Here is a 17,458-nt window from a genome sequence, read left to right as displayed (position 1 = left end):
CGAGGGGTCGGCGCAGCGTACCGGGGTATCGGTCAGTCCTGCCAGGGGCCGATTTCGCCGACGTCGCCGATAGTGCGGTACCGAACCGCATCATCGACCCAAGCGACCTCCCACATCGGGGCGGGGCGTGCCCATTCGCCGATGACGAACAGCGGCATCCGGTTCGCGGCGGCGAAGGCGAGATCGCTCGCGGACGGACCGGGGACGGGGGTGTCGTAGCGCTGGCGCAGACGGACGACCGCGAGTGTGCCCTGCGGCGGGGTGGGCAAAGACTGGCGCGCCGGGAAGCCCACACTGGTGGCGATGACCGGAAACCGTTTGTCGTCGCGCGCGATCAGCAGCACCTTGTCGGCACTCGCGATCGGGCCGCCCACCGGGCGTCCAGCGACTTTGCGCCCTGCGATCGCGACAAATTCACGCAGGTCGGTGTCGGCAATGGGCGATACCACGGTGGTCGCGGGCGCGGGGGGCGCAACCACAGGATTGGCGGCGAGCGCCGCGACAAACAACAGCGCGGCGATCAATGCGCTTCGCCCCAGCTTTTGCCGATGCCGATTTCAACCTCCAGGGGGACCGACAGCGTGAGCGCCGGTTCGGCGGCGCCCATCATCACCGCGCGGATGACGGTGCCTGCCGCCTCTGCTTGGCCCTCGGGCGCCTCGAACACCAGTTCGTCGTGGACCTGCAGCAGCATCTTGACGTCGGACAGGCCCGCGTCGGCGAGCGCCTTCGGCATCCGGGCCATCGCGCGTTTGATCAGGTCGGCGCTGGTCCCCTGGATCGGCGCGTTGATCGCGGCGCGCTCGCTGCCCTGGCGCTCGTTCTGGTTCGGCGCCTTGATGCGCGGGAACCAGGTTTTGCGGCCAAATAGCGTCTCGGTATAACCCTTGGCGCGGACGCTTTCGAGGGTGTCATTGATATAGTCCGAAATGCCGGGAAAGCGTTCGAAATAGCGCGCGATCAATGCCTGCGCCTCATCCGGCGTGACCTCGAGCCGCCCGGCAAGGCCCCAGCGCGAGATGCCATAGAGGATGGAGAAATTGACCGTCTTGGCTTTGCCGCGGGTATCGCGGTTGCTTTCGCCGAACAATTCGATCGCGGTCGCGGCGTGAATGTCCTGCCCCTGCGCAAAGGCTTCCTTGAGTTCGGGAACATCGGCCATATGCGCGGCTAACCGCAGTTCGATCTGGCTATAGTCGGCGGCGATCAGCACATGGCCGGGCGCGGCGATGAACGCGTCGCGGATCTGGCGCCCGGTTTCGGTGCGGATCGGGATGTTCTGGAGGTTCGGGTCGGTCGATGACAGCCGCCCGGTCTGCGCGCCGACCAGGCTGTAGCTGGTGTGGACGCGACCGGTCACGGGATTGATCTGTTGCTGCAGGGCGTCGGTATAGGTGGATTTGAGCTTGGCGAGTTGGCGCCATTCCAAAATCTTGCGCGCGATCGGCACCCCGTCGCGTTCGAGGCGTTCCAGCTCGTTCTGGTCGGTCGACCAGTCGCCCGACTTGCCCTTGCGCCCGCCCTTCAGACCCAGCTTGTCGAACAGGATTTCACCAAGCTGCTTGGGGCTGCCAATGCTGAAAGGCTGACCCGCGAGGGCGTGGATTTCGCCCTCGATCCGCAGCATCTCGACCGCGAATTCGCCGGACAGTTTTGCCAGATAGTCGCGGTTCACCATGATACCCGCGCGCTCCATGCCCTCGACGATGGACGCGAGCGGCCGGTCGACCATCTCGTAAACGCGCGTCCCGCCCTCGATCGGCAGGCGCAGCTTGAGCAGCTTCCACAGCCGCAGCGCGACGTCGGCATCCTCGGCGGCATATTCGGTCGCGCGGTCGAGCTGCACCTCGGCAAAGCTGATCTGCGATTTGCCTGTCCCGCACATTTCCTTGAAGGTCAGGCAGGTGTGATCGAGATGAAGCTTCGCCAGCTCGTCGAGCCCATGCTGATGCTGGCCCGCGTCGAGCGCAAAGCTGAGCAGCAGCGTGTCGTCATAGGGTGCGACGGTGATGCCGTGCTGCGCCAACACGCCGATGTCATATTTCAGATTATGCCCGACCTTGAGCACCGCATCGTCGGCAAACAGGCCACCGATCCGCGCGAGCGCCTGATCCATCGCAATCTGCTCGGGCTTTTCGGCGAACATATCGGTGCCGCCATGGCCGAGCGGGATGTAACAGGCCTTACCCGGCGCGGTCGCCAGACTGACCCCGACCAAGCGGCCGGTCACGCTGTCGAGGCTGGCGGTCTCGGTATCGACCGCGACGACATGCGCGGCCTTTGCCTCGGCAACCCAACGATCGAGGGCTTCCAGGGTGGTCACACATTCATAGGCTGACCGATCAATCGGCTCCATCGGTGGCAGCGCCGGGGTTGATGGTCCGGCGGCCGAGACCGCAACCGGCGCGGCGCCCGCGCGCGGAAAGGTCGGCGGGCCGCCGGGGGTGGCGCCGAGGTCGAGCTTCGCCGACAGCGAGCGGAAGCCATGTTCGTCGAGGAACAGCTTGAGCGGTTCGGGCGGGATCGCTCCGAGCTTCAGATCGTCCAGCGGATCGGGAAGCGCACAATCGCGCTTCAGTTCGACCAGCACCCGCGACAGCCGCGCCATATCGGCATGCTCGATCAAATTGTCGCGCAGCTTTGATGCCTTCATCGTGCCGGCGCCCGCGAGGACCTTTTCCAGATCGCCATATTCGACGATCAGCTTCGTCGCGGTTTTTGGCCCGACGCCGCGCACGCCGGGAACATTGTCGACGCTGTCGCCCATCAGCGCGAGCACGTCGCCGACCAGATCGGGGGCGACGCCGAATTTCTCGTCGACCGCCTCGATGCCCATCCGCACATTCTTCATCGTGTCGAGCATGTCGACCTGCGGCGCATCGCCCGCCGGTTCGCGGATCAGCTGCATCAGATCCTTGTCTGACGACACGATGGTGACGTCCCACCCGGCGGCCACCGCCGCCTCGGTATAGCTGGCGATCAGATCGTCGGCCTCATACCCCTCGGTCTCGATGCACGGCAGCGAAAAGGCGCGCGTCGCGTCGCGGATCAGCGGGAATTGCGGGCGCAGATCCTCCGGCGGTTCGGGCCGGTTCGCCTTATACTGGTCGTAAATGTCGTTGCGAAACGACTTGCTGCTATGGTCGAGAATGACGGCGAGATGCGTCGGCCCATCGGCGTCGTGAAGGTCCTTGGCGAGCTTCCACAGCATCGTCGTATAGCCATAGACCGCGCCGACCGGCACCCCCTTGGGGTTCGTCAGCGGCGGCAGGCGGTGATAGGCGCGGAAGATATAGCTGGAGCCATCGACCAGATAGAGATGATTCTTTTCGGACATGGCGGCGGTGTAGCAGCGGCGATGCGCCCTAGCGATAGTCGATGACGAGCTTTGCGGCCGCTGCGACCGCGGCGGCCCGCGCGTCGTCAGTCGTGCCGCCGGCAACGCGCGCGAGCGTTACGCCCATCCGGCGATAGGGACGCGTAACCGGCTTGCCGAAGATACGGGCATCGACCGACGTGTCCGGGTTCGGCGCCGCGAGGGCATCGGCAAGGCCGGTGATCGCGAAGTCGCTTGCGTCGCGGTCGGCCAGCACGACAGCGCTCGCGCTGGCGTCGGGTACGTCGATCGTGGGGATAGGCAGACCCAGGATGGCGCGGGCATGGAGGTCGAACTGGGTCAGCCGCTGCGAGATCAAGGTCACCATGCCGGTGTCGTGCGGACGCGGGCTGAGTTCGGAGAAGATGACCGCATCGCCTTTGACGAAAAATTCGACCCCGAAAATGCCGTGGCCGCCGAGTGCGTCAACCACCTTGGTCGCCATGTCTCGTGCGCTGGCGAGCGCGGCGTCCGACATCGCCGCTGGCTGCCAGCTTTCGCGGTAGTCGCCGCGTTCCTGCCGATGGCCGATCGGCGGACAGAAGGTCACACCGTCCTTGTGCCGCACGGTCAGCAGCGTGATCTCATAATCGAAATCGATGAATGCCTCGGCGATCACGCGCAGCCGGTCACCGCGCATCCCGGCGGCGGCATAGTCCCACGCTGCGTCGATGTCGTCCGCGTCTTTGACCGTGCTCTGGCCCTTGCCCGACGACGACATCACCGGTTTCACCACGAGCGGAAAGCCGATGCGCGTCGCAGCTGCGTGCAGTGCTTCGCGCGTTTCGGCATATTCGAAGGTCGAGGTGGTGAGGCCGAGTTCGCTGGCGGCCAGGTCGCGGATCGCGTCGCGGTTCATCGTCAACTGCGCGGCGCGTGCCGAGGGGACGACATGGAAACCGGCCGCCTCGACATCGGCAAGCACTTCGGTGCGGATCGCCTCGACCTCGGGGACGATATGGTCCGGGCGGTGCTTCTCGATCGTCGCGCGCAGCGCGTCGCCGTCGAGCATCGAAAACACCTCATAGCCATCGGCAACCTGCATCGCGGGTGCGCCTTCATAGCTGTCGCAAGCGATCACGCGGCACCCGAGGCGCTTCGCCGAAATCACGAACTCGCGGCCAAGCTCGCCGGAGCCGAGCAGGAGGATGGTAGCGGTGGGGGTCATGCGGGCCAACTTTCGGTATCATGATCGGGGTGTTGATGATTGCTCGCTTGGATGGCGGCGACATAGGCGCTCATCGTTTCCTCAGTGGTGCCTTCGGCTTTGAGCGGCAGGTCAGCAAAACAGGGCAGGCAGCCTTCGAGGCCGAATTCGACCTTGGGCGCAAAGCGCGCGGGTTCGTCGAACGACCCGGTGGTCAGGTTTATGTGCTTGCTCTCGGCATAATCGTAAAGGAGCGGCGTCCCGCAGGCGCGGCAGAACCCGCGCGCGGCCTTGTCCGAACTGTTGAAGGTCGCAGGCTGGCCGCGCGTCCAGACGACCGCATCGCGCGGCACTCCGATCAGCGCCGCAAAGAAATTGCCCGTCGCCTTTTGGCACATGCGGCAATGACAGATGTGCGACGTGTCGAGCACTGCAGTGACATGGTACCGCACCGCGCCACACTGACAGCCGCCCGAAGCTTCGACGTCAAGGCGTTCGGGGCTGCCCATGATGCTTCACTCCCACTCGATCGTCCCCGGCGGTTTCGACGTATAGTCGTACACCACGCGGTTGATGCCCTGCACCTCGTTAATGATGCGCGTCGCGCAGCGGCTGAGGAAGCTGGCGTCGAAGGGATAGATGTCGGCGGTCATGCCGTCGGTCGAGGTGACGGCGCGCAGCGCGCAGACGAAATCATAGGTACGCCCGTCGCCCATCACGCCGACGGTTTTCACGGGCAGCAGCACCGCGAACGCCTGCCAGATCGCGTCGTACAGCCCGGCATTGCGGATTTCGTCGAGATAGACGGCGTCGGCCTTGCGCAAGATGTCGCAGCGGTCTTTCGACACTTCGCCGGGGATACGGATCGCCAGGCCGGGGCCGGGGAAGGGGTGGCGGCCGACAAAAATGTCGGGAAGACCGAGCTCTTTGCCGAGCAGGCGCACCTCGTCCTTGAACAGCTCGCGCAAGGGCTCGACCAGCGCCATCTTCATGCGGGCGGGCAGGCCGCCCACATTGTGGTGGCTCTTGATGGTGACGCTCGGCCCGCCGGTGAAGGACACGCTTTCGATCACGTCGGGATAGAGTGTGCCTTGGGCGAGGAAGTCGGCGCCGCCGATCTTCTTTGCTTCCTCGTCGAACACATTGATGAATTCGCCGCCGATGAATTTGCGTTTTGCCTCTGGGTCAGTGAGCCCAGCGAGACCCGCCATGAAGCGTTCCTCGGCATCCACGACGACGAGCGGGATGTTGTAATGACCCCGGAACAGCTCCTCGACCTGCGCGCGCTCGTTCATGCGCAGCAGGCCGTGGTCGACGAACACGCAGGTCAGCTGCTCGCCGATCGCTTCGTGGATCAACACCGCGGCGACCGCACTGTCGACCCCGCCCGACAGGCCGCACAGCACGCGCTTGTCGCCGACCTGAGCGCGGATTTCGGCGATCTTGGTGGCGCGGAATTCAGCCATCGTCCAGTCGCCGCTGCAACCGCAGACGTGGCGGACAAAATTGGCGATCAGCTTGGCGCCGTCGGGGGTATGGACGACCTCGGGGTGGAACTGGGTGCCGTAATAGCGGCGCTCGTCGTCGGCGATCAGCGCAAAGGGGGCGCCATCGCTGACCGCGACGATGCGGAAACCGGGGGCGAATTCGGTGACCTTGTCGCCGTGGCTCATCCACACCTGATGGCGTTCGCCGACTTCCCACAAGCCGTCGAACAGCACGCAGGGTTCGGTGACGGTCAGGAAGGCACGGCCGAATTCGCCGTCGCGTTCGCCATCGCCGCCGCCGGGTTCGACCTGGCCGCCGAGCTGCTGACTCATGACCTGCTGGCCGTAACAGATGCCAAGGACCGGCAGGCCGCTGTCGAACACCGATTGCGGTGCGCGCGGGCTACCGTCGGCGGGGACCGAGGCGGGCGATCCCGACAGGATGATGCCGCTGGGCTGCATCCGCTCGAGCGCGGCTTCGGCCAAGGTGAAGGGGACGATCTCGCTATAGACCCCCGCTTCGCGCACGCGGCGGGCGATGAGCTGGGTCACCTGGCTGCCGAAATCGATGATCAGGATCGATTCACCGGTATCGGACTTTGGGGCGGAGGAAGTGTCTGGAGTCGGCATGGCTGGCCGATAAGGGCGCGCGGCCATGCTGTCCAGCGGTCGTCGTGGGCCATCGGTCGAACTTTTATGGTGCTGCCATATTGTTGCGACAAATTGCGACCAGATGAACCGCCGACAAAGATGCGCGTCATGACGGGTTCAGTCCCACCGCGCCAATAAGAACCAAGAAAAAACAAAAGGCTTTCCCCATGACCCACGTTCGCCTCTCCCTTTCCGCGCGTGCCCTGTTGCTCGCTACCGGCGCCATGTTCGCCGTGCCCGCCCTGGCGGCAGACGAAGCGATGCCCGCCAGCGCCGCTGCCGTGAGCGCGGTTGCCGACCAACCATCAACGCCGGCCGTCAGCGCTTCCGATGATCCCGCAGATACGTATGACGATATCGACGGCGACGAAATCGTCGTTACCGCGCCGCGGCTCGCCGGACAGCTCGAAACCGACATCAAGGCCGAAGCCGAACTCGATGAGGCGGCGATCGCCAGCTATGGCGTGTCGAACGTGTCCGAACTGCTTGACGCACTGGCGCCGCAGACCCGGTCGGGGCGCGGCCGCGGCAGCGGGCGGCCGATCATTCTGGTCAACGGGCGCCGCATCGGCGGTTTCGGCGAGGTGCGCAACCTGCCCCCCGAAGCGATCGCCAAGGTCGAGATCTTCCCCGAGGAAGTCGCGCTGCAATATGGCTATTCGGCCGACGAGCGCGTCGTCAACATGGTGCTCAAGCCTAATTTTCGCCAAGTCGCGGTCGAAGCTGAAGGCGGCATCCCGACGCAGGGCGGCCGGTTCCAGAGCGAGATTCAGCCAAGCTTTCTGGCGATCGGCGAAAACGGTCGCGTCAACGTCAACGCCGGCTGGGATCATAAAACGATGCTGCTCGAAAGCGAGCGGGGGCTTGATTATAATGACCCTGTGCAAGCCGCCGAAGCCCCGGCGCGCAGTCTGTTATCGGCGTCCGACGAATATTCGATCGATGCGACGATCCAGCGTAGTTTGAACAAGCTTACCGATGCATCGCTCAACGTGCGTTTCGATCAGACCGACAGCCTGTCGCTGCTCGGTCCCGGCGTCGGCGGCGTCACCGACCCGCTCGAACGCGACAGCCGCAGCCGCAATCTGGCGACCACCGCCAGCGTCAACGGCATGCTGGGCGATTGGCGCTGGTCGGTGTCGGGCAATTATGCCGACGCCGATTCGCGCATCTTTACGGACCGGATCAGCGGGACCCGCGACCGGTTCGACAGCAGCCAGCAGAGCTTTGGCGGCAACGCCAATTTGTCGGGCACCGTCACCGAGGGGTGGGCCGGTCCAATCCGGTTGTCGATGACGGGCAGTTATTCCGGTTTGCGTTTCGATAGCCAGTCCGAACGATCGGGCGCGCTGACCACCACGGACTTGGGACGCGACACGCCGAGCGTATTTGGCTCGCTGACCGTGCCGCTGCTCGATCCCGAATATGAGGTCGGCAATATCGGCCGGGTGTCGTTGACGTTGAGCGGGCAGGTGGAGAATCCAAGCGATTTCGCGGCGCTGAAAAGCTGGGGTGCCAATCTGAACTGGGGGGTCACCGACAATCTGTCGCTGATCGCGAGTTTCAACAACGACGAGGCGGCCCCGGGGATCCAGCAACTTGGTGCGGCGCCGTTAGTGACGCCCGCGGTCACCTATTATGACTTCTCGACCGGCCAGACGGTGCAGATCACGACGACGACGGGCGGCAACCCGTTCCTGCTCGCCGAGCAGCGCCGCGACCTCAAGCTGGGGCTCAACTGGTCGCCGCCGATGCTCGAGGGGCTGAATCTGTCGGTCAATTATAACCGCAACAAGAGCAGCGACACGTCGAATAGCTTTCCGCTGCTGACGCCAGAGATTGAGGCGGCGTTCCCAGACCGCGTAACGCGCGACGCCAACGGCGTGCTGATCGCGCTCGACCAGCGGCCAGTCAATTTCGACCAGGTCGAAAATTCGCAAATCCGCTGGGGCTTGAATTTTGGCAAGAGCTTTGGCCAGCCGGCGGAGCGTGGCCCGGGTGCAGGCGGCCCGGGTGGCGGACGTCCCGACGGCGCGAGCGCTGGTCGCCCGCGCGGCGGCGGGGGTGGCGGCGGCCCGCGGGTTGGCATGCGCGGCCCTGGCGGCGGCGGCGGCATGTTTGGCGGTCCGCAGGGCGGCCGCTGGCAGGTTTCGCTATATCACACGATCAAGCTGACCGACAAAGTGTTGATCCGCCCGGGCGTACCCGAACTCGACCTGTTGAACGGGTCGGCGACGGGCAGCGGCGGCGGCAGCAACCGCCATCTGTTCGAACTTGACGGCGGGTTGTTCAACAAGGGGATGGGGGTACGGCTCAGCGCCAAATACGATAGCGGCAGCACGGTTACCGGCGGCAGCGCGGGCGACCTGAACTTCGGCGATCTGGCGACCTTTAACCTGCGTTTCTTTGTTGATTTGAACCAGAAGCCGAAGCTGATCGAAAAAATGCCGTTCCTGAAAGGATCGCGCCTGCGCCTGTCGGTCGACAATTTGTTCGACGCCCAGCGCAAGATCACCGACGCGAACGGCCTCGTGCCGCTCAATTATCAGCCGGGCTATATCGATCCGTTGGGCCGCTATATCGAGCTGGAGTGGCGCAAGACGTTCTAGGCTGCGAACCTCGCGGCGCCGAGCGCACTTTCCGGGGTGCGTTCGGTCGGCACAAAGGTCAGCGCCTGGACGAACTGTGCGGTGCAGCTTGCCCAGCTGTACCGCGCGCCGAGCGCTTCGACCTCGGCGCGCTCGCATGCCAGCGCGGTGTCGATGGCGCGGCCGAGATCCTCGTCAAGTGCGCCCGCGCCATCGCGGATAATATCGCCGGGCCCGGGCACCGGAAAAGCGGCGACTGGAGTGCCGCAGCTCAGCGCCTCGATGACGACCAGCCCAAAGGTGTCGGTGCGGCTGGGAAAGACGAACACGTCGGCGCCCGCATAGGCAGAGGCGAGCGCGTCGCCGCCGAGTTTGCCGAGGAACAGCGCGCCCGGGTGCTGCGCCTTCAGTTCGGCGAGCGCGGGGCCATCGCCGACGATCACCTTGGTGCCCGGACGATCGACGTTGAGGAAGGCGCCGATATTCTTTTCGACTGCCACCCGCCCGACATAGAGTTGGATCGGTCGCGGCAAGCTCGCATAGGCCGGGAGCGGCGCGCGGTCGGGACGGAACAGGTCGTGATCGACGCCGCGTTCCCACAGCATCGTCTGACCCAGCCCCTGTTCGGCCAGCTCGCGCGCCAGACTGCGCGTGGCGACCATGATGTGCCGCGCCGGGCGGTGGAACCAGCGGATGAAGCGCCACACGAACGCCGGCGACAGCGGCAATCGCGCCGCGACATATTCCGGAAAGCGCGTGTGATAGGCGGTGGTGAAGGGAAAGCCGTTCTTCAGGCACCAGCGCCGCGCCGCCAGCCCCAGCGGCCCTTCGGTCGAAATGTGGATCGCTTGCGGCGCGAACGCGCGAATATGCCGCCCGACCTTGCGCCAGCCCGCGAACGCGAGCCGGATTTCGGGGTAGGAAGGACAGGGGACCGATCGGAACAGGTCGGGCGAGACGACGCCGATCTCATGCCCCGCCTTGCGCAGCTCGGCGATCGTCGCCTGCAAGGTGCGGACGACGCCGTTGACCTGCGGTTCCCATGCGTCGCTGACGATCAACATCCTCATGCCGCGCGTGCCGGGGCGGGGAGATCCAGAACCGTCGGCACGGCGCGTGCCGCTACTTCCTCGGCCCAGTGCAAGATCTCCATCGTGCCGTCATGATGTTCGACCAGCGCCGTGCAGCCTTCGACCCAGTCACCGTCATTATAATATTCGGTGCCCTCGATCTCGCGCATCTCGGCGCTGTGGATATGCCCGCACACGACGCCATCGACCCCGCGCGATCGCGCGGCGTGCGCGACGACCTCTTCGTAGCGCCCGATGAACTGGACGGCGTTCTTGACCTTGTGCTTGGCGACCATCGACAGTGACCAATAGGGCAGGCTGAAAGCACTGCGGATGCGGTTGACGAGCACGTTCAACTTCATCAGGCCAGTGTAGGCGGCGTCGCCAACGAAGGCGAGCCAGCGGTGCGCGAGCATCACGGCGTCGAAATCGTCGCCGTGGACGACGAGCAATTTTCGGCCGTCGGCGGTGGTATGAATCGCCTCGCGCCGAATCTCGACCCCGCCGAAATCAAAGCCGTCGAAAGGTTTGATCATCTCGTCATGATTGCCGGGGACATAGACGACGCGGGTGCCGCGCTTGGCGCGCTTGAGGACGCGCCAGACTACGTCATTATGCTCGGGCGGCCAGAAGTGGCGCTTTTTCAGCCGCCAGCCGTCGATGATGTCGCCGACGAGGTAGAGCGTCTCGCAATCGACATGGTCGAAAAAATCGATCAGCATCGCGGCGTTGCAGCCGCGGGTGCCGAGGTGGATGTCGCTGACCCACACGGTGCGATAGCTCCGCCGTTCGCCGATCAGGCGTTCGGGGACATGCGGATCACTGGCAAAGGGATCGGGAAAACGCGCGGGGATGGGCAGGGTCGAAATCGAGGCCATGTCACTCTCCGTAAGCAGCTTGGGCTGCCCACGGGCTAGACAGGAGAATTGTGACACTGTGCGATTCAAAGCCGCGTCGGTTCGGCGACGGTTTGGGGGCGGTTTTGTGACGATAGTTCCCCTCCCGCAAGCGGGAGGGGTCAGGGGTGGGCGCGAGCGAAGCGAGCTGGCGACCTTGAAAAGGCCCACCCCGCTGCGACTAGGGAGCAAGCTCCTAAGTCTCGCTGCCCCTCCCGCAAGCGGGAGGGGAGGGCTAAGTCCGCCGGATCACCAAATTGCGGATCTCGCTCATATCCTCAATCGCAAAACGCACGCCCTCGCGGCCGAGGCCGCTGTCCTTAACCCCGCCATAGGGCATGTTGTCGACGCGGTAGCTCGACACGTCGTTGACGACGATGCCGCCGACGTCGAGATGGTCCCACGCGTCGAGCACCTTCTGGATGTCGCTGGTAAAAAGTCCCGCCTGCAAGCCGAACTTGCTGTCATTAACCTCGGCCAGCGCGTCTTCCCACTTGGCAAATTTCGACAGCACCACGACGGGGCCGAACGCTTCCTCGACCACGACATCGCAGCCCGCAGGGACATTTTCGAGCAGCGCAGCCTCCAGCATATTGCCGTCGCAGCCGCCCCCCGCGAGCAAGGTCGCGCCCGCGGCAACCGCATCGTCGATCCAGCCTTTCAGGCGCTGCGCTTCCTTGACCGAAATCATCGGGCCAATGAAGGTGTCGCGATGTTTGGGATCTCCCGATTTCAATGCCTTGACCTTCGCCGCTAACATGTCGCGGAAGTTGTCGTAAATATCCTCATGGATGATGACGCGCTGCACATGGATGCAGCTCTGCCCCGACTGATAATAGCCGCCAAAGATGATCCGCGCGAGCGCATGGTCGAGGTCGGCGTCCTTATCGACGACCACGGCGGCGTTGCCGCCGAGTTCGAGCACGACCTTTTTCTTGCCCGCCTTGGCCTTCAGATCCCAGCCGACGCCGGGCGAGCCGGTGAAGGAGAGGAGTTTGAGCCGCGCGTCGGTGGTGAACAGGTCGGCGCCGGCGCGGCTCGCGGGCAGGATGCTGAACGCGCCCTCGGGCAGGACGTCACATTCGGCCAGCACCTCGCCCATGATGATCGCGCCCAATGGCGTCATGCTCGCAGGCTTCATTACGAACGGACAGCCGATCGCGATTGCGGGCGCAATCTTGTGCGCAGCAAGATTGAGCGGGAAGTTGAACGGCGAGATGAAGCTGCACGGGCCGATCGGCACCCGCTTCCACATCCCCATATAGCCCTTGGCCCGCGCCGAAATATCGAGCGGCTGGACCTCGCCGTAATTGCGCGTCGCCTCCTCGGCGGCGATGCGGAAAGTGTCGATCAGGCGGGTGACCTCGCCCTCGGCATCGGCGATCGGTTTGCCGGCCTCGACGCACAGGGCGTAGGCCAATTCGTCGAAGCGCTCCTGAAACCGCGCGACGCAATGCAGCAGCACGTCGCGCTTCTCATAGCTCGCCAGCCGCGCCATCGGCTCGGCGGCGCGGACGGCGCCAGCGATCGCCTCGTCGATGACGTCGGGGGTGGCGAGCGCAGTGCGGAACGCGACCTCGCCGGTGAACTTGTCGATCACCTCAAGGTCGGTGTTCGGCTGTGCCGCCTTGTTGTTGAGGTAGAGTGGATAGACGTCTTTCAACTTCACAATCATTCTCCAACGCTGTCATCCCCGCGAAAGCGGGGACCCAGGGGCGGCACAATCAAGCGTTGAGCCTATCATAAAGATCGAGCCATTGCGGATTGCTATGTTCGATCAATTCCAGTTTCCAAGCGCGGCGCCACTTCTTGATCGCCTTTTCGCGTGCGATGGCTTCGTTGACATCGGCGAAGGCTTCGGCGTGCACCAAGCGATCAACTCCGTACCGCTTGGTGAACCCCGATCCTTCCCCACTGCGATGCTGGGTGCAACGCGCCGCCAGATCGCCCGTGACGCCGATATACAGCGTACCGTTACGCGCGCTGGCTAAGATATAGACGTGATAGATTCGTTCCATCTGGCCCCTGGGTCCCCGCTTTCGCGGGGATGACAAGAAACAACCGGCAGCGAAATATTCTCACATCTCTTTCGAAATCTTCTTGATATCGATGTTCAAAATCTGGTCGTTCTCCGTATAATCGACCGGGCAGTCGATCAAATGGACCCCCGGCGTATCGCGGGTGTGGGCGAGCAGTTCCTGCAGATGCGCGGCGCTTTCAACGCGGTGACCGTGGGCGCCATAGGCTTCGGCATATTTGACGAAATCGGGGTTGCCATAGGTCAGGCCCCAATCCTTGAAGCCCATGTTCGCCTGTTTCCAGCGGATCATGCCATAGCTGTTGTCGTTGAGGATCAGCACCGTCATGTTGAGCCCCAGGCGAACCGCGGTCTCCATTTCCTGGCTGTTCATCATGAAGCCGCCGTCGCCGCACACCGCCATGACCTTGCGATCGGGATACACCATCGCCGACATCATCGCCGACGGCAGGCCGGCGCCCATCGTTGCCAGCGCATTATCGAGCAGCACGGTGTTTGGGCGATAGGCGGTATAGCCGCGCGCGAACCAGATTTTATAGACGCCATTGTCGAGACAGATGATGCCGTCGTCGGGCATCGCGTCGCGGATCGACTGCACCAGATGCGGCGGGAAAATCGGGAAGCGCGCGTCCTTGGCGAGCGGCGCGGTGTGATCGACCTCACCCTGACGATAGCTCAGCATCTTGTCGAACTTCCAGCTGCCGCTGGGAACGATGTCTTCCTTCATCTGCCACACCGCATTGGCGATATCGCCGATGACTTCGACGTGTGGGAAATAGACCGGATCGACCTCGGCGGTCTTGCTCGACACATGGATCACCGTCGGGCCATCCTTGTGCATGAAGAAAGGCGGCTTCTCGATGACGTCATGGCCCAGATTGACGATGCAATCGGAATCCTCGACCGCGCGGTGGACGAAATCTCCCGCCGACAGCGCGGCGCAACCGAGGAATTTCGGATGCCGCTCGTCGATCACGCCCTTGCCGAGCTGGGTGGTCAGGAACGGGATGCCGGTCTTTTCGATGAATTGCAGCAGCATGCGGCTGGTCATCGTGCGGTTGGCGCCCGCGCCGATCACCAGGATCGGCGATTTGGCATTTTCCAGCGCCTTGACCGCTTCGCGGATCGATTTGACGTCGGCGGTCGGTCGGCGGACATGGCTGCGCTTGATCGGCACCGCATCGGTGTGCTCGTCGGCAATATCCTCGGGCAGCTCGATATGCACCGCGCCGGGCTTTTCTTCTTCGGCCAGACGGAACGCTTCGCGGATGCGGCTCGGAAGATTGTCCGATGCCGCCATCTGGTGGGTATATTTGGTAATCGGTCCCATCATCGCGACGACGTCGAGAATCTGGAAACGACCCTGTTTCGATTTCTTGATCGGCTTTTGCCCGGTGATCATCATCATCGGCATCCCGCCCAATTGCGCATAGGCGGCGGCGGTGACGAAGTTCGTCGCGCCGGGGCCGAGGGTCGCGAGGCAGACGCCGGTCTTGCCGGTGTGGCGACCATAGGTCGCCGCCATAAAGCCCGCGCCCTGTTCGTGACGGGTCAGGATCAGCTTGATCTGCTTCGACCGCGACAGGCTGTCGAGAAAGTCGAGATTTTCTTCGCCCGGAACGCCGAAAATATACTCGACGCCTTCTTCTTCTAGGCACTCAATGAACAGGTCGGATGCTTTTTTCATGCGTAGTCGCCCCCTCAGCCACGCACCACCCCGGTGCGGCCCCAAGCCATGCTGGCGACCCTCAGCATGAATTTCAGTGCAGCGACACTCGTCGTCAAGGCCGCGAGTCCCTGCTGCATCGAGGGAGTTTGTAACGAGGGGGGAAGGGCTTGTCACCCACCCCGTAGGCGCCCCATTCTGGTTCAATCGATGTCGAACAAACCCGCGAGCTGCTCAACCATCGTCCCGCCCAGTTGCTCGGCGTCCATGATCGTCACGGCACGGCTGTAATAGCGCGTCACGTCGTGGCCGATGCCGATCGCGCACAGTTCGACCGGCGAGCGATTCTCGATCCAGTCGATCACTTGGCGCAAATGCTGGTCGAGATAGGCGCCGTGGTTGACCGACAGGGTGCTGTCATCGACCGGCGCGCCATCGCTGATCACCATCAGGATTTTGCGTTCTTCGGGGCGGCCGATGATGCGGCTGTGCGCCCATGTCAGCGCCTCGCCGTCGATATTCTCTTTCAGCAACCCTTCGCGCATCATCAGCCCGAGCGACTTGCGCGCGCGGCGATAAGGCTCGTCGGCGGGTTTGTAGATGATGTGGCGCAAATCGTTGAGGCGGCCGGGATGCGCGGGGCGTCCGGCGGCGAGCCAGTCCTCGCGGCTCTGCCCGCCCTTCCATGTCCGCGTCGTGAAACCCAATATCTCGGTCTTCACGCCGCACCGTTCGAGCGTGCGCGCGAGAATGTCGGCGCTGATCGCCGCGATGCTGATCGGCCGCCCGCGCATCGAGCCGCTGTTGTCGATCAGCAGCGTGACGACGGTATCGCGGAAATCGGTATCGCGTTCGATCTTGTACGACAGCGACTGGCCGGGCGAGACGATCACACGAGCGAGCCGCGCGGCGTCGAGCTGGCCTTCCTCCTGATCGAAATCCCACGCGCGGTTTTGCTGCGCCATCAGGCGGCGCTGCAGCCGGTTGGCGAGCTTGGTCACCGCGCCCTGCAAATGCTGCATCTGCTGGTCGAGATAGGCGCGCAGCCGGGTCAGCTCGTCGGCATCGCACAGCTCGGTGGCGAGGATGATCTCGTCATGCTTTTCGGTGAAGCGCAGATAGTTGAAGTCGGGGATGTCGCCGGGCAGGCGGTTGGGGCGCACGGGCAGCATGCCCTCGTCGCCTTCGCCACCCATTTCGGGCTCGCCGTCGCCTTCCATTTCCTGCGCGTCGGGGTCGCTGTCGCCGTCGTCGGCCTGATCGCCGGCCATTTCGGCGCGGGCATCGACTTGCGATTCACCGGCGCCGCCGTCCTCGCTATCCTGTTCTTCCTGGCTTTCTTCGGCTTCGCTCTCGTCCTCATCGCCGCCGTCTTCGGCGCCCTCGTTTACCGGTTCATCGCTCTGGATCAGGTCGAGATGGCGCAGCGCGAGCTTCGCGGTTTCTGCAAAACCGGCCTGGTCGTCGAGCAGCATCGACAGTGCGGTGATATCGGCGCCCGCGTCTTTGCCGATCCATTCGCGGACTAGCGACAACCCGGTTTCGGTGCCCTGCGGCGCCTGGTCGCCCGTCAGCGCCTCTCGCAGCATCAGTTCGAGCGCGCTCGAGATCGGCACATCGTCGCGGCTTTGCGCGCGGCTGATCGGGTCGCTCCGCATCCGCATCGCCAAGCTGGCGGACAGATTGGCGCGCATGCCGTCCATATGCCGCGCGCCCAATGCCTCGATCCGCGCGCGCTCCATCGCGTCGAAGGCGGCGGCGGCAAGCGGCTCGGCAGGGCGCGCCGCGGCGTGCAGCTTCTCGCTGTGATGCTTCATGCGCAGCGCATACCCATCAGCAAAGCCGCGTGCTTCGGCGACTTGATCAGCAGGCAAGGTACGCGACGGCGTCGGCACCTTGATCGCCTTGCCGATCTGGGCGGGGGCATCGGCGGTAAAGCCTACCTCGACCTCGGCATCCCGGGTCACGGCGCGCGCGACGCTCGACAGCGCGGCCTTGAAATCGTCGAGGGGTGAGGATGCGGTCATGGGAGGAGGCGGTCTTCTAAAGCCCTCCCCCTTGATGGGGGAGGGTTGGGTGGGGGTGATGTATCGGTCAACGCCTTTGTCAGGACGATTGCGACACCGTCAATATTGGCGAGCACATCATTGTTCCAGAAACGGATGACGCGGTAGCCGTCATTTTCAATTATCGTCGTGCGCGGAGCGTCGATTTCAGCATTATGCTGCCCGCCGTCAATTTCGATCATCAGCCTGGCCCGATGGCTCGCGAAATCGGTGATATACTGACGGATCGGGACTTGGCGGCGGAAGCGCCAATCTGGAAAGGCGGTACGCAATAAAGTCCAGATTTTCCGTTCGGCATCGGTCATTTCGCTGCGCAATCGGCGAGCCTGCCCCGTAGAGCCATCCGGCGGTGTTCGTTTCATGGCGCAACCACACCCCTACCGCTGCGACTAGCGAACAAGTTCGCAAGTCTCGCTGCCTCCCCCATCAAGGGGGAGGCTCTGGCTTTGCTACCCGGCTTTGGGCTTGATGGG

General features: G+C 64.0%; 13 protein-coding genes. 1 reads left to right on the top strand and 12 read right to left on the bottom strand.

The features are described 5' to 3' along the window. Positions 1-32 precede the first annotated feature (32 nt). Genes ACQY6T_RS09320 through guaA form a run of 5 tightly spaced genes read right to left on the bottom strand, consistent with a single transcriptional unit; the run spans position 33 to position 6,640 of the window. Positions 33-524 carry a hypothetical protein gene (locus ACQY6T_RS09320; protein ID WP_428630507.1) on the bottom strand — a complete coding sequence of 164 codons (492 nt, stop codon included), beginning with the start codon at positions 522-524 and terminating at the stop codon, positions 33-35. Further along, positions 521-3,337 (bottom strand): DNA polymerase I, encoded by a 2,817-nt coding sequence (gene polA / locus ACQY6T_RS09315; protein WP_428630506.1) that lies wholly within the window; start codon positions 3,335-3,337, stop codon positions 521-523. Before polA ends, ACQY6T_RS09320 begins: the two co-directional genes overlap by 4 nt. Positions 3,338-3,365: 28 nt before the next feature. After that, positions 3,366-4,544, bottom strand: coding sequence for a formate-dependent phosphoribosylglycinamide formyltransferase (gene purT / locus ACQY6T_RS09310; RefSeq protein WP_428630505.1), 1,179 nt, complete (start codon positions 4,542-4,544; stop codon positions 3,366-3,368). Next, positions 4,541-5,032, bottom strand: a complete 492-nt coding sequence (locus tag ACQY6T_RS09305) for a GFA family protein (RefSeq protein ID WP_428630504.1) — start codon at positions 5,030-5,032, stop codon at positions 4,541-4,543. Before ACQY6T_RS09305 ends, purT begins: the two co-directional genes overlap by 4 nt. Before the next feature lie 6 nt (positions 5,033-5,038). Further along, positions 5,039-6,640 carry a glutamine-hydrolyzing GMP synthase gene (guaA, locus tag ACQY6T_RS09300; RefSeq protein WP_428630503.1) on the bottom strand — a complete coding sequence of 534 codons (1,602 nt, stop codon included), beginning with the start codon at positions 6,638-6,640 and terminating at the stop codon, positions 5,039-5,041. A gap of 188 nt (positions 6,641-6,828) precedes the next feature. Between guaA and ACQY6T_RS09295 the strand changes: the two genes are divergently transcribed. Then, the gene (locus tag ACQY6T_RS09295; protein ID WP_428630502.1) at positions 6,829-9,270 is read left to right on the top strand and encodes a TonB-dependent receptor plug domain-containing protein; all 2,442 of its coding nucleotides are present in this window, start codon (positions 6,829-6,831) and stop codon (positions 9,268-9,270) included. On the opposite strand, the gene ACQY6T_RS09290 is transcribed toward ACQY6T_RS09295, so the two are convergent. The 7 genes from ACQY6T_RS09290 to ACQY6T_RS09260 form a co-directional block, all read right to left on the bottom strand. Further along, positions 9,267-10,319 carry a glycosyltransferase family 4 protein gene (locus ACQY6T_RS09290; RefSeq protein ID WP_428630501.1) on the bottom strand — a complete coding sequence of 351 codons (1,053 nt, stop codon included), beginning with the start codon at positions 10,317-10,319 and terminating at the stop codon, positions 9,267-9,269. The two genes, ACQY6T_RS09295 and ACQY6T_RS09290, sit on opposite strands and share 4 nt — an antisense overlap. Continuing rightward, positions 10,316-11,197 (bottom strand): UDP-2,3-diacylglucosamine diphosphatase, encoded by an 882-nt coding sequence (locus ACQY6T_RS09285; RefSeq protein ID WP_428630500.1) that lies wholly within the window; start codon positions 11,195-11,197, stop codon positions 10,316-10,318. Before ACQY6T_RS09285 ends, ACQY6T_RS09290 begins: the two co-directional genes overlap by 4 nt. Before the next feature lie 253 nt (positions 11,198-11,450). Next, the gene (locus ACQY6T_RS09280; protein ID WP_428630499.1) at positions 11,451-12,890 is read right to left on the bottom strand and encodes an aldehyde dehydrogenase family protein; all 1,440 of its coding nucleotides are present in this window, start codon (positions 12,888-12,890) and stop codon (positions 11,451-11,453) included. Positions 12,891-12,939: 49 nt separating this feature from the next. Further along, positions 12,940-13,233 (bottom strand): GIY-YIG nuclease family protein, encoded by a 294-nt coding sequence (locus tag ACQY6T_RS09275; protein ID WP_428630498.1) that lies wholly within the window; start codon positions 13,231-13,233, stop codon positions 12,940-12,942. A gap of 60 nt (positions 13,234-13,293) precedes the next feature. Further along, entirely contained in the window at positions 13,294-14,940 is a 1,647-nt protein-coding gene (locus ACQY6T_RS09270; RefSeq protein WP_428630497.1) for an acetolactate synthase large subunit, read from the bottom strand. A 182-nt stretch (positions 14,941-15,122) separates the two neighbouring features. Then, positions 15,123-16,946, bottom strand: coding sequence for a cobaltochelatase subunit CobT (gene cobT, locus ACQY6T_RS09265; protein WP_428630496.1), 1,824 nt, complete (start codon positions 16,944-16,946; stop codon positions 15,123-15,125). Then, entirely contained in the window at positions 16,943-17,347 is a 405-nt protein-coding gene (locus ACQY6T_RS09260) for an endonuclease domain-containing protein (protein WP_428630495.1), read from the bottom strand. Before ACQY6T_RS09260 ends, cobT begins: the two co-directional genes overlap by 4 nt. Positions 17,348-17,458 lie beyond the last annotated feature (111 nt).

Origin of the sequence: Sphingopyxis sp. (assembly GCF_965279725.1) — a bacterium.
Taxonomy (GTDB): Bacteria; Pseudomonadota; Alphaproteobacteria; order Sphingomonadales; family Sphingomonadaceae; genus Sphingopyxis.
The sequence above is the reverse complement of the archived record's forward strand: the minus strand, read 5'-3'. Positions and strand labels throughout refer to the sequence as shown.